Source organism: Corallococcus sp. AB030 (assembly GCF_003668965.1).
Classification (GTDB): Bacteria; Myxococcota; Myxococcia; order Myxococcales; family Myxococcaceae; genus Corallococcus; species Corallococcus exiguus.
Genome location: NZ_RAWQ01000269.1, coordinates 1 through 11542, shown reverse-complemented (window position 1 = coordinate 11542; position 11542 = coordinate 1). Strand labels below are relative to the sequence as shown.

General features: G+C 68.1%; 10 protein-coding genes. 6 read left to right on the top strand and 4 right to left on the bottom strand.

Going from position 1 to position 11542, the window contains the following annotated elements:
- Positions 1 to 113: 113 nt before the first annotated feature.
- Complete coding sequence (locus D7Y15_RS39110; protein WP_121755745.1) at positions 114 to 713, bottom strand: TetR/AcrR family transcriptional regulator; 600 nt, start codon at positions 711 to 713, stop codon at positions 114 to 116.
- 277 nt (positions 714 to 990) lie between these two features.
- Here D7Y15_RS39110 and D7Y15_RS39105 point away from each other — a divergent pair, with 277 nt between their 5' ends.
- From D7Y15_RS39105 to D7Y15_RS39095, 3 genes are all read left to right on the top strand, one after another.
- Positions 991 to 2958 carry an AsmA-like C-terminal region-containing protein gene (locus D7Y15_RS39105; RefSeq protein ID WP_233605259.1) on the top strand — a complete coding sequence of 656 codons (1968 nt, stop codon included), beginning with the start codon at positions 991 to 993 and terminating at the stop codon, positions 2956 to 2958.
- A gap of 190 nt (positions 2959 to 3148) precedes the next feature.
- Positions 3149 to 3829: an FKBP-type peptidyl-prolyl cis-trans isomerase N-terminal domain-containing protein gene (locus tag D7Y15_RS39100; RefSeq protein WP_121755744.1), complete on the top strand. Its 681-nt coding sequence runs from the start codon at positions 3149 to 3151 to the stop codon at positions 3827 to 3829.
- Positions 3826 to 5487 carry an alpha/beta fold hydrolase gene (locus D7Y15_RS39095; protein WP_121755743.1) on the top strand — a complete coding sequence of 554 codons (1662 nt, stop codon included), beginning with the start codon at positions 3826 to 3828 and terminating at the stop codon, positions 5485 to 5487. Before D7Y15_RS39100 ends, D7Y15_RS39095 begins: the two co-directional genes overlap by 4 nt.
- A gap of 37 nt (positions 5488 to 5524) precedes the next feature.
- On the opposite strand, the gene D7Y15_RS39090 is transcribed toward D7Y15_RS39095, so the two are convergent.
- Positions 5525 to 6160, bottom strand: coding sequence for a hypothetical protein (locus D7Y15_RS39090; RefSeq protein WP_121755742.1), 636 nt, complete (start codon positions 6158 to 6160; stop codon positions 5525 to 5527).
- 201 nt (positions 6161 to 6361) lie between these two features.
- Between D7Y15_RS39090 and D7Y15_RS39085 the strand changes: the two genes are divergently transcribed.
- Positions 6362 to 8041 (top strand): right-handed parallel beta-helix repeat-containing protein, encoded by a 1680-nt coding sequence (locus tag D7Y15_RS39085; protein ID WP_121755741.1) that lies wholly within the window; start codon positions 6362 to 6364, stop codon positions 8039 to 8041.
- Here the strand turns inward: D7Y15_RS39085 and D7Y15_RS39080 are convergent.
- Positions 8038 to 8226, bottom strand: coding sequence for a hypothetical protein (locus tag D7Y15_RS39080; protein ID WP_121755740.1), 189 nt, complete (start codon positions 8224 to 8226; stop codon positions 8038 to 8040). The genes D7Y15_RS39085 and D7Y15_RS39080 overlap by 4 nt on opposite strands.
- A 77-nt stretch (positions 8227 to 8303) precedes the next feature.
- On the opposite strand from D7Y15_RS39080, the gene D7Y15_RS39075 reads away from it, so the two are divergent.
- Together D7Y15_RS39075 and D7Y15_RS39070 are read left to right on the top strand one after the other, a co-directional pair.
- Entirely contained in the window at positions 8304 to 8795 is a 492-nt protein-coding gene (locus tag D7Y15_RS39075) for a hypothetical protein (RefSeq protein WP_148712977.1), read from the top strand.
- 82 nt (positions 8796 to 8877) lie between these two features.
- Complete coding sequence (locus tag D7Y15_RS39070; RefSeq protein ID WP_120576788.1) at positions 8878 to 10662, top strand: C1 family peptidase; 1785 nt, start codon at positions 8878 to 8880, stop codon at positions 10660 to 10662.
- Here the strand turns inward: D7Y15_RS39070 and D7Y15_RS39065 are convergent.
- The coding region (locus D7Y15_RS39065) for a nitrilase-related carbon-nitrogen hydrolase (RefSeq protein WP_304988695.1) at positions 10644 to 11542 on the bottom strand (899 nt) is incomplete at its 5' end. The two genes, D7Y15_RS39070 and D7Y15_RS39065, sit on opposite strands and share 19 nt — an antisense overlap.

Genomic DNA, 11542 nt, shown 5'->3' with positions numbered 1-11542 from the left:
CCCCCAGGCTCCGCGCCGCCGCCCTCACACCCCACAGCGCCACTTTCGTCCGAACGTTCGTGCTATTTTCCGCCATGATGAGGTCCTCCTCGAAGGACACTGCGACGACAGGGTCAGGAAGCCGGGGTGCGCGCGGCGGTGACGAGCGCTTCGAAGGCCCGGCGGGCTCGCGCCTCGGCCTGGGGGTCCCGCATCAAGCGCTGCGCGTGGTGGAAGCCCAGCATCGCCGCGTACTGATCATGGGCGAACTGCTCCACGTCCAGCGCCTTGTGGAAGTGCCCTTCCGCCACGGCGATGCGCGCGGCCTGGGCCAGGCAGTCCAGCCAGTCCCGCTGCCCCTGCACCAGCGTGTCCCTCGCGGGCCCGGGCGCGTCGTCCAGCTCCGCCGCCGCCGCCACGAAGATGCAGCCGCCCTCGAGCACCTTGTCCCGGTCCCACGTGAGCCAGCCGTCGAAGAGCGCCCGCACCCGGGGCTCACCTCGGGCCTTGCCCAACGCCGGGCGGATGACGCGCTCGGTGAAGACGACGGTGGCCGCCTCCAGGACCTGGACCTGCAGCTCCGTCTTGGACTTGAAGTGCGCGAACAGGCCGCTCTTGGAGAGGCCCAGCTCCTCCGCCAGCCCCCCGATGCTCAGCCCCTGCAGCCCCACCCGGCTCGCCAGCCGGACGGCCGTCTCCAGGATGGTCTGATGGGTGAGCTCGCCCTTGCGCATGACCTCTTCATAGAACGGTCGTGCTTTTCGTGCAACCGCTTCCGCGGGAGCCCTGGCCGGGAGCGGAGTGCGCGTCCTTCGAAAGCGGCAGCCTCGACCCGTCCTGTTGTCCCAGAACGGGCCGCCTCATGCTCCAGGCTGGTCAGCCCCACCGTCACTCCAGGGGGTGCTGACCTGGAAGGATGGCTTCGCGGGAGGTCATCCGCACGAGGCATCCCCATCTTTCCAAGGTATGCAGCAGAAAACCGCCCTCCCCGTCCGCCGCGCCTTGATGTGGGTGCTCGGAACCCTGGCCGCCGTGCTGGTGCTGGGGGCCGGTGCGCTGGCGCTGAATCCAGGTTGGGTCGTCGGGCAGCTCCGTGAGCAGCTCGAGGGCATCGCCACCCGGTCCCTTGGCCGCCCCGTGAGCGTCGAGAAGGTCGAGGCCCACTGGGTGCCCAGGCCTGGAGCCTCGGTCACGAACCTGCGGGTCGAGGGTGAAGGCGATGAACCGCCCTTCCTCGAAGCCCGTCACGCGACGGCCACCGTCCAGCTCTGGCCATTGATCCGGAGTCTGGGCCAGGACGTGCGCATGGGGGCGTTGACGCTCGATGACACCCGGTTGAATCTGGTGAGACGCAGGGACGGGACCTGGAACTACGAGAAGCTGGGGAGCCAGCAGCCTGGGACCGGCAGTCCCCCGCCGGGGGCAGCGCGAGAGACGAGCGTCGAGGCGCTCCGGATTCGAAACGGGGTCGTGAACGTGACCGATGCCCAGTCGGCCGGTGGCACCGCCGCGGTCGCGATGCGGGACATCGACCTGGACTTGAAGGGCCTTGGGCCCGGACTGACACTCAAGGGCTCCTTGAAGGCAGCCATCGCCGCGCCAGCTCGGAACGTGTCGGTGGACTTCAAGGTCGCCCCCTTCCCCACCGGGAAGCCCCAGCCCGGCCAGCCCTGGCCCCAGGTGACGATGCACCTGCGCGGCAAGGACCTGTCCGTGAACGCGTTCCGGAACTTCCTGCCCCCGACGGCAATGGGTTACTTCACCGGGGGGCAGGTGGACGTCAGCGCGGATGTGAAGACGAACGCGGGCGCGTACGTGCTCACGGGCCAGGGCGCGGCGAAGGCACTGAAGCTTCGTGGTGAACCGGCGAGTGGTTCGTTCGCCTTCGCATCACGCATCGACCCGGACCGGGTGAAAGCCGCCAGGGTCGATTTCACGAAGCTCGCGATCAATGGGCCGGGCATCGACCTCGCTGGGACCGCCTCGGCTTCGGTGGCACCCACTCGCGTGCGGTTCGCGATGCAGGGGCAGGAGCTGGACCTCAAGCATGTGTTGGGGGCGCTGCCACAACAACCCGGGGATGAAACCGCATCCCCCGCGCTGCCGGCTTCGGTGCGCAAGAAGCTGAGCAAGGTCGATGTGAGCGGCACGCTCAAGCTCGCGAAGCTGCACCATGGCGCGCACGTGGCGACGAACGTGGACGCGCGGGCGAAGCTGGATGAAGGCGTGCTGAGCGTGCAGCGAGGGAGCGCGACCGTCTATGACGGGCGCATGGACCTGCGTGGGTCCCAGGTGGACCTCACGAAGAAACAGCCGGAGTGGTCCCTGAAGGCGGTGCTCACCGGAATGGACACCGCGCAGGCCTTCCAATCCCTAGCGGGTTCCCAGGCGCTGCGAGGCAGGGCCAGTGGCGACTTTCAGCTCACCGGCACGGGCACGGACTGGAACCAGATACGAAACACCCTCACCGGCAGCGGGACCGTGCAGCTTGGGGATGGCGCCCTCACGACGGCGAACCTCGAGGAGAAGGTGACGCCGCTCCTGACGGGGTCGGGCCAGACGGGCGCGAGGGGAGCCGGCTCGAAGACAGCCCAGGGCACCGAGTTGAAGGACCTGAGCGCCTCGTTCCGGGTCCAGGACGGATGGCTCACCTTCACGAAGCCCGTGGCCTTCCAGTCGAGCATTGGCAGCGGGAGGTTGGATGGCAGGGTGGGGCTGGATGCGCGCCTGGAGCTCAAGGGCACGCTCGATGCGTCCGCGTCGTTCGTCTCCACCCTCACCCACGGCGCGACTCCCATTGGGAGCCCCGTATCCATCCCCCTGACCATCACAGGCACGCTGGAAGATCCCGAAGTGACGCCAGGAAGCCCGCTCAACATCGCCAAGGGTCTGTTGCCCAAGGTGGGCAGCAACCCGGTGAACCAGGCGCGCAAGGGGATTGAAGGACTGTTCAAGAGGCCCCGGAAGCAGGGTCCGTGAGGAGCCCGACAGCGGCGAGGCATTGAGGTCTTGGCTTGCGCCTCAAAGCATCTCCCTGACGTGTTCAGCGCGGCTCCTGACGTGTCAGGGGGCGTCCTCGTTTCATGGCTCCAGAGGGGAGAGTGGCTGGCACGTGCCTTGGATTCAGCGGGGCTCGCCTCCCGTCTCCATCCGCCAGGAGTTCCACCCCATGAAGCACCTTGCCTTCCTCTTCTTCTTCACCGCGACCGCGCATGCCGCGGCGCCGTTGGGCACCGACAAGGAGCGGGACAGCTACGCACTGGGCCAGGACGTCGCGGAGTCCATCAAGCGCACCGACGCGGACCTGGACATCAATACGTTGGTGCAGGGCATCCGGGACAACCTGGAGGGGAAGCCCTCGTTGCTGAGCGGACCGGAGCTCACCCAGGCGCGGACGCGGGCGCAGGGCACGATGCTCCAGAACCGCACGGCGAAGCGCGCGGCGGATTCGGCGAAGTACGGTGCGGCGGGCCAGTCCTTCCTGGCGACGAACAAGGCCCAGAAGGGCGTGGTCACCACCGCGAGCGGGCTCCAGTACCAGGCGCTGACCGCCACCACCGGCCCGAAGCCCGGCCCCGCGAACCGCGTGGTGATTGACTACAAGGGCACCGTGGTCGGCGGGACGGGCACGGAGTTCGACAGCTCCGCCGCGCAGGGGAAGCCGGCGGTCGTGGGCGTCAGCGATGGCATCGCGGGTTGGAAGGAAGCCCTCCAGCTCATGACGATTGGCAGCACGTATCGCTTCGCGCTCCCGCCGCAGCTGGCCTACGGCGCGCAGGGGCTGCCCGGCAAGGTTCCTCCGAACGCGACGGTCGTCTACGAAATCACCCTGCGCGAGGTCGCGAAGTGAGCGCCCCGAACGTGCACGTGGGGTTCTGCGCCGCGCTCCTCTTGATGGGCTCAACGGCCGCCGCGCAGACGCTCGACTGCCAGACCTCACAGGAGCGCTTTCCCGCCGCGGGCCTGACGCCCAACCCGAAGGTCGTGGCCATGGTGCCCGCCGACAAGCTGGCCGCGGGCTACGTCCGGGTGGGCGGCGGGTGTGAGGTGTCGCGCTTCGGCTTGGAGTCCGTGCACGCCGCGGTGATGGTGCAGAACGCACCGGACGGGACTTCCGGCTGGCGGTGCAAGGGCGCGGACCCCGCGTTCGTCTCCAACCCGGCCTGGGCGAAGGCGTCCGTCACGTACTGCCGGGCCACCGACGCAGGGGGCACCCCGCTGCCGCTCCAGTGCACGACGCTCACGAAGAAGACGGGCCTGCTCCGCAACCCCACCGTCGAGGTGAGCCTCACCCCCAACCTCGTCACCGACGGGTACGTGGTGGTCTCCGGCGGCTGTGACACGTCCCACTTCGGCAATGGCTCCGTGCACGCGGAGAACGTGGTCATCTCCCGGCCCACGCCCGGCGGTCAGGGCTGGTATTGCCAGGCGGCGGATCCGCCGAACCACGGGCAGGACGCCACGGTGGAGGCCTCGCTCGTCGCATGCCGCGTGGGCCCGACGGCCGTCACGCCGAAGCCCAACCTCCAGTGCACGGTGACGCAGGGCGCGCAGGGCACGGGGGCCTATCCGAAATCGTTCGCGAAGGGGACGGGCCGGACGTTGGGAGGCGGCTGCGAGCTGTCCTTCGCGGGCAATGGCTCTGTCCATGCGGAGTTCATGGTGCAGCAGGGGCCGCAGGCGGATGGCTCGTGGGCCTGCCTCGCCGCGGATCCTCCGCTCATCTCCAACCCCGGAACCGCGAAGGCCAGCGTCGTGAGCTGCAACCTCACCACCACTCCCCTGCCGCCACCGGTCGTCGTTCCCGCGACGCGGAAGAACCCGGTCATCATCGTGGGCGGCACGGTGGCGAGTGAGATCCTGTACTGGATCCTGGCCGGGCGGCTCCGGGCGGACGGCTACTACGTGGAGATTTTCGAGCTACCCGGGGGCGGACTCATCGACATCCGCGAGGGCGCGCAGGTCCTCAAGAATCGCGTTTCGGAGGTGCTGCTGAAGACCGGCGCGGAGAAGGTCAACCTCATCGGGCACAGCCAGGGCGGCATCACGGCCCGGACCTACGTGCATGACTTCGGCTGGCGACTGGTGGACAACCTCATCAGCCTGGGCTCGCCCCACAAGGGCACCCACGTGGACCCGCTGCTGGCCGCGCTGCTGGTGGGGTGCACCAGCAAGCCCACGGACAGCCCCATCTGCACCCAACTGCGCGCGGGCCCCTTCCTGGAAGAGATCAACCAGCGGGTCCCGGACGACGGCATCGCCTACACGAACATCAACAACCTGAAGCAGTTCGATGTCTTCACGGACGGGCTAACCAACGGGCGCATGGACAACTGCGACCGCACGAACGCGCAAGGACAGGCGCTCAAGTGCAACGTGGTCGTCCAGGAGCAGTGCCCGGCAATCTTCGTGGAGCACATCGGCCTGGCGTCGAGCGGGGCCGTCTACAGTGGCATCCGTCAGGCGCTGGTGAAGCAGCCCATTCAATTCAACTGCGCCGAACTCTAGACACTCCCATGAGCCCGTGCCCTTGCGGCGTTCGCGCTCAGCGCGGGCCCATGGCTTCGCCCGTCCCGACGCCCAGTTCGGGGCAGGCCCCGGGAAGGACCTCATCCTTGACCGGACGGAACGTGCCCTTGTCGAGGACGAAGTCCCGCAGGACGCAGGCCTCGGTCCCGCTTTCAGAGCTGCCCATCCAGATGGCTCGCATCCATTGGCTGTCCGGGCGGAATGCCAATTGGAGCTGCCGGTAGTCCTCGCCACTGGCCGGCAGGGGCATGACGTGGCCGGTCTTCGCGTCGATCGCGAATCCGAAGATGCACTCGGTGCCACAGCCGCTGATCATCACCGCGTATCGGCCGCCAAACTTCACCCCTTTGGCGGCCGCCTGACGGAGGCGGGTGCGGTACATCTTCACCCCCGCGTCGCCTCCGGTCAGGTCAGGCGTCGCGAGCGGCCCGGTGTAGACCTGCGCGGGATGCGCTTGGAAGGCAGCGGGCGGAAGGACCGCGACCGGCGGCGCGGAGTCCCCTGCGTCCTCGGCAGCCGGCGGCGAAACCACCGCCGTCGCGGTGGGCCCAGGCGGCGGGGGTACGGACTTCTCACTGCACGCGGCCAATGCCAGCAGGACCGCGAGCCTCAGGACCTTCACTTTCGCTCCCCGTTCGTGCTCGCTCGCCATGGTTTCCCGGCGTCATCGGCCTACGGGCAATCCTCTACCCCGCTGTTTCGCGGTGCAAAGGTTCATTGCCCTCAGGGACCGCGTCGGACCAAGGTTGGCGAAAGGAAACCCATGACCCCTTCATCCTGTCGCTGGGCCTGTGTTCTTGGATTGCTGACGTTGGCCGCTTGTTCCGATGGGACACCGGATGGAGGCGACCCCGTGGATGGGGGACTCGTTTTCGACGGCGGCGGCAGCGGTGATGCGGGAAGCAGCGGCGATGGAGGAAGCCTCGGGGACAACGCCACGGTGGCCGGCGCGACAAGTCTGCCCTTTCCGACGCTGCACCACCTGACCGTGGAGTGGGCGTTCAGCGGAGATGCCAACGCCAATGGCGTGGTGACGGTCCGCTACCGGGCCTCGGGCACCAGCGCCTGGCGCGAAGCGCTGCCGCTGCGCCGCGTGGCCGCGGGCAGCAACGAAGGCTTCAGCTGGACGAGCCGCCATTCCGGCAGCGTGTTCGACCTCCAGCCGGGGACGACCTACGAGGTGGAGCTCACCCTCACGGACCCCGATGGCGGGTCGACCATGCGCACCACGACCGCCACCACCCGCCCGGTGCCGGTCCCCATGGCAGGCGCCCCCGTCAAGGCAGTGACACCCGGCACGTTCGCCAGCGTCGCCGCGAGCGCGCAGCCGGGGGACGTCCTCCAGTTGGGCGCGGGAACCTACGCTGGCTTTGATTGGTCCCGGAGCGGAACGGAAGGAAAGCCCATCGTGCTCCGGGGGACGGCCGGGGTGGTGATCAACGGCGCCATCAACCTCTTCGCCCAGTCCCACGTCCACCTGGAAGGACTCACCGTCAACGGCCGCATCCGCTTCAACGGCTCGAAGCACATCGTCATCCAGCGTTGCGCCATCAACGCCAGCAGCGCCCATGGAGGCGACGGCATCGTGACCTTCACCCGCGCGGAGAACGCATACATCGCGGACAACGTGGTGACGGGCCTGACGCAGTGGGCGGAGGCGTCGCTCGGCGCCAGTGGAGACAACCTGGGTGAAGGCATCGCCGTCAACGGCCCGGGGCACGTCATCCTGCACAACCGCGTGACGGGGTTCCGGGACGGCATCTCCCTCATGGAGGACGAAGAGGCCGTGGATCAGTTCAGCATCGACATCCTGAACAACGACCTGACCGGCAACGCGGATGACGGCATCGAGGCGGACTTCTGCTTCCACAACTGCCGCATCGTCCGCAACCGGCTGACGAACAACTTCATCGCGGTGTCGTCGCAGCCGGGGTTGGGCGGGCCCACGTACTTCGTCCGCAATGCCATCTACAACGCGGTGCACGTGGCCTTCAAACTCTACCGGGGCAGCACCGGTGACGTGCTCCTGCACAACACGGTGGTCAAGCACGGAGATGCGTTCGGCATCTACGCGGGCCGCCCGGTGGCGCACCTCTACGCGCGCAACAACCTCTTCCTGGGAGGGACCGGCGGCACGTTCAATGGCTACAGCAGTGGCACCGGCCGGGTGTTGCACGTGCCCGACCTGGAGGTCGCCAGTTCGAGCCTCGACTACGACGGTGTGGGTTCCACCACGGACACTGTCACGGGCCGCCTGGGCGCCACCCCGTTCACCAGCCTCCAGACCCTGCGGACCGGAACGAGCGAACAGCATGCCGTGCAGGTGGACCTCACGGCGTTCGCGACCCCGGTGGCGTATCCCGCCGCCCCGCTGACGCTCTACGCGAAGCCGGACCTGCGCATCCGGGCGGATTCGGCCGCGGCGAACGCGGGCCAGGCCCTGCCGAACATCAACGAGGGCTTCACCGGCCCGGCGCCAGACCTGGGCGCATTCGAGGCGGGAGCGGACCTGCCCGTCTACGGCCCGCGCTAGCACGTCAGCAGTGCCAACGCGGCGGTGGTCAACACGGTGACGCCGGTGCGCAGCGTGCGCTCTCGGTCCGGCAGGCATGTGTACAGGCAGGACTCCCAAAGCTTGCTCGCCATTGCCCCCACGGCGGACAGCAGCGGGTTGACCGTGCCTCTGCCTGGGTGCGCCAGCAGGAGTGCCCAACTCATGGGGCTGGCGACGCGAAACGGGCTTCTTAGTTTTGACCCAGGAGCGCGCTGGCCGTTGATGACCACGTGTAGATGACATGGCACTTGAACGCTACGCCGCCGCGGTCCTGGCGGATGGACCGATTGGCTACTGGCGCCTGGGAGAGGCACCTGGAGCGATGACGGCAGTCGATGCCTCGGGGCACGGCAACCATGGAGAATACTCCGCCGGTGGAATCACCCTTGGGTTGAGTGGCTTCAAGGGCGGGGACACGGCGGCGCTGAAGGAGATTGGCTTTCGCGTGCAGGTTGCCATTGGGATGCCTGGATTGAAGCCCGGTCCTGTCTCCGAGTTCGTCAGTGCCGGCCTCGGCCCGGATGAAGCGCTGGAGATCGACTGCTCGGACATCTTCAAAATCTCCGGGGTCGATGCCCGCTTTCTCAAGGGGTTTGTTGTGATTGAAGCCGAGGGCACCGAACTTGACGTGGTCGCCGTGTATTCGGCGGCGGGCCGGGACGGACCGATCACGACGATGCACACCGAGCGTGTCCCACCCCGACGTCGGGAAGAGAGGGTCGGCAAGGCCTGAGTGGATTTCGAGATCGACGATGGGGGCCTTGCCTCGGAACGCGGGCGCTCCAGGTTTGAGCTTGGACCATTGGAGGGACCCCATGAGCTACAAGATTCCAAGACTGGGCTGGTTGCCGGATCCGCTCGATCCCCGCGACCTGACGGTGCGGGCGCCAGAGGTGAAGCGCTCCCTGTCCGCGGTCATGCCCCGGCTGTCACCAAAGGGTGCGGTGGGGGCGGCGGCGGACGCTACGTCGGTGGGCCCGCTGCGGGTGGACCTGCGCAAGTGGTGCTCCGCGGTCGAGGACCAGGGACAGATTGGCTCCTGCACGGCGAACGCGGTGGTGGGCCTGTATGAGTACTTCCAGCGCCGGATGACAGGCGAGAACGTGGAGGCCTCGCGCTTCTTCCTCTACCGGGCGACCCGGCGGCTTCTGGGGTGGGACGGCCGGGGCGACACGGGGGCCTTCATCCGCAGCACGATTCGCGCGCTGCGCCTCTTCGGCGTGCCGCCAGAGGAATACTGGCCCTACAAGGAGAGCGACTTCGACCGCGAGCCGCAGGCCTTCCAGTATGCCTTCGCGCAGAACTTCCGGGCCATCCAGTACTTCCGCCTGGAAGAGAAAATCGGGCATTTGAAGAGCGCGCTGAACGCGGGGTTGCCGTTCGCCTTCGGCTTCACCTGCTTCAGCTCGATGTTCTCGCCGGAGGTGAAGACGAGCGGGATCATCCCGTACCCAGCACCGCAGGAGGCCGTGGAGGGAGGTCACGCCGTCCTCGCGGTGGGCTACAGCGACTCCCACGTGCTCTTCAAGAACAGCTGGAGCCCCAAATGGGGACTGGACGGCTACGGCTTCCTTCCGTGGACCTTCTTCGACCGGGAGCGCCCCCTGGCGACGGACTGCTGGGCCCTGCTGGATGCCGCCCTCATTCCTCCGGAGGAAGCGACCCGGGAGGACTTCGAGGAGGAGAAGCCGGGCAAGCGAAGGGCGCGTCCGAGCCGTGCGGAGCGGACGCCGCCGCTCATCCAGGTGGTCCGCGGGAATGATCCATTCACCGAGGTCCCCCTGCGCATCACGTCATCGGGCGTGGAGGCGGCGCATGACGCATTGCGGATGGGGCTTCGTTCGACTCGCGAGGAGGTCTCGGTGCGGCTGCGCCGAGTGAGCATCACCCCGTCCTTCGACTTCACGTTGCTGAGACAGGCGTCCGACGACCTCTACCTTGTCGGGCTCGCCTGGGACCTCTCGGGCCGGACTCCATCGCTCCTTGCCTCGGCCGCGGAGCCGACGAAGGGCGTCTTCCGTCAGGACGGAGCCGGCAGGGAGATCCGCTTCGGGGATGGCGGCCTCCAGGTATGGAAGGGAGCGCCTGTGATTGGCGCGCTCTACCTGAACCTCCTGCTCGTGGAGAGCAGCAAGGGGGCGGAGGATCTCTCCAAGACACTGCGCGACGTGGAGAGCATCGTGACGAAGAGCCGCCTGGGGACTGCCCTGGCCGAACAGGGCTCCGAGGTGGAGGCCGAGTCCCTCGTGCGGACGGAGGAAGCGGCGCGCCTGCTGATGGGCGAGGTGACGGCTGCGCTCGGAAGACAGGGACATGTCATCCCCTGCTTCAAGGGCGTATTCGGGGCGGACTCCTTCCTTCACGGACAGACAGATGTCTATGACCAGCTCGGCACGGTCGTCGAGTTGGAGCGGGCCCTCAAGGAAGAGCCCCGAAGCACCGCGAAGCCACGGCTCACGGCGCTTCAGCAGATGCAGATGGCACTCGTCGAGGAGCGCCAGCGCGGAAGCGGCAAGGTGACCGAGCCTCCGCGGGAGGACGTCCTCCCCCCGAAGACGGAGGAGGCGGCCCCCAAGCGTCCTCATGGGCCCAGAGCCTGACCCTTGTCACCCATGCCGGCGGCGTTGTTCGCGCTTCGCCGCCGCGCGATGAGCCCGTGGACGGTGGCCTGGAGCACCCAGCCCAGCGCGGCCAGTCCGGAGAGCAGTCCCACCGAGTCTCCGATTCGCGCGTAGAGCGTGGGCACCCGGCCCACCGGCAGTTCCGCGCGAAGCACGCGCTCCTCCGCCGTGAAGTGGTCCAGTTCGCCATACACGCGCCCGTAGCCGTCCACCGCCACAGACAGTCCCTGATTCACCTGCCGAACCATGCTGAAGCCCTGCTCCACCGCGCGGAACACCGCCTGCCGCGTGTGCAGTGGGCTGATGCCCTTCCAGTCGCTCGACGGCAGCAGGAGCAGTTCGAGCCCCCGCTCCGAGGCGTTGGCGAACACCGCCGGGAAGTCTCCGTCGAAGCAGATGGCGCCTCCCAGGACTCCCACGCCGGGAGCCTGGCTCACCGCCGGCTCCGCGCTGCCCGGGATGGAGTGCTCCGCCTCCCATCCCGGCACCGGCCGGGACTTCACATAGCGCCATGCCACCGCGCCATCCGGTCCCACCAGGATGAGCTCGTTGCGCAGCATCCGCTCCGCCTCGGGCGTCATGCTCGCCACCGACATGCCGAGCCACACGCCCCGCTCGCGAGCCAGCGCGCTCCCCCGTGCGATGAGCGCTTCCAGCTCCGAGGCCAGCACCACCGCGTTGCCCTCGGACCAGAGGAGGAGCTTCGCTCCCTTCACGGCCTCCTGCGCCGACAGTCGCAGCAGCTCCTCGTTCACCGCGCGCGAGGCATCGGCGAAGGCTCGCCAGTCCTCATCGGCGAAGGCCTCGCCCTTCATGAGCCGGGACAACCCCGCCTCGCGGCCCGTGGCCACATCCCCCG

What these genes read in the sequence shown, in the direction of transcription:
- D7Y15_RS39110 (WP_121755745.1), bottom strand. Translation starts at nt 713, where the DNA reads ATGCGCAAGGGCGAGCTCACCCATCAGACCATCCTGGAGACGGCCGTC.
- D7Y15_RS39100 (WP_121755744.1), top strand. Translation starts at nt 3,149, where the DNA reads ATGAAGCACCTTGCCTTCCTCTTCTTCTTCACCGCGACCGCGCATGCC.
- D7Y15_RS39090 (WP_121755742.1), bottom strand. Translation starts at nt 6,160, where the DNA reads ATGGCGAGCGAGCACGAACGGGGAGCGAAAGTGAAGGTCCTGAGGCTC.
- D7Y15_RS39080 (WP_121755740.1), bottom strand. Translation starts at nt 8,226, where the DNA reads ATGAGTTGGGCACTCCTGCTGGCGCACCCAGGCAGAGGCACGGTCAAC.
- D7Y15_RS39075 (WP_148712977.1), top strand. Translation starts at nt 8,304, where the DNA reads ATGGCACTTGAACGCTACGCCGCCGCGGTCCTGGCGGATGGACCGATT.
- D7Y15_RS39070 (WP_120576788.1), top strand. Translation starts at nt 8,878, where the DNA reads ATGAGCTACAAGATTCCAAGACTGGGCTGGTTGCCGGATCCGCTCGAT.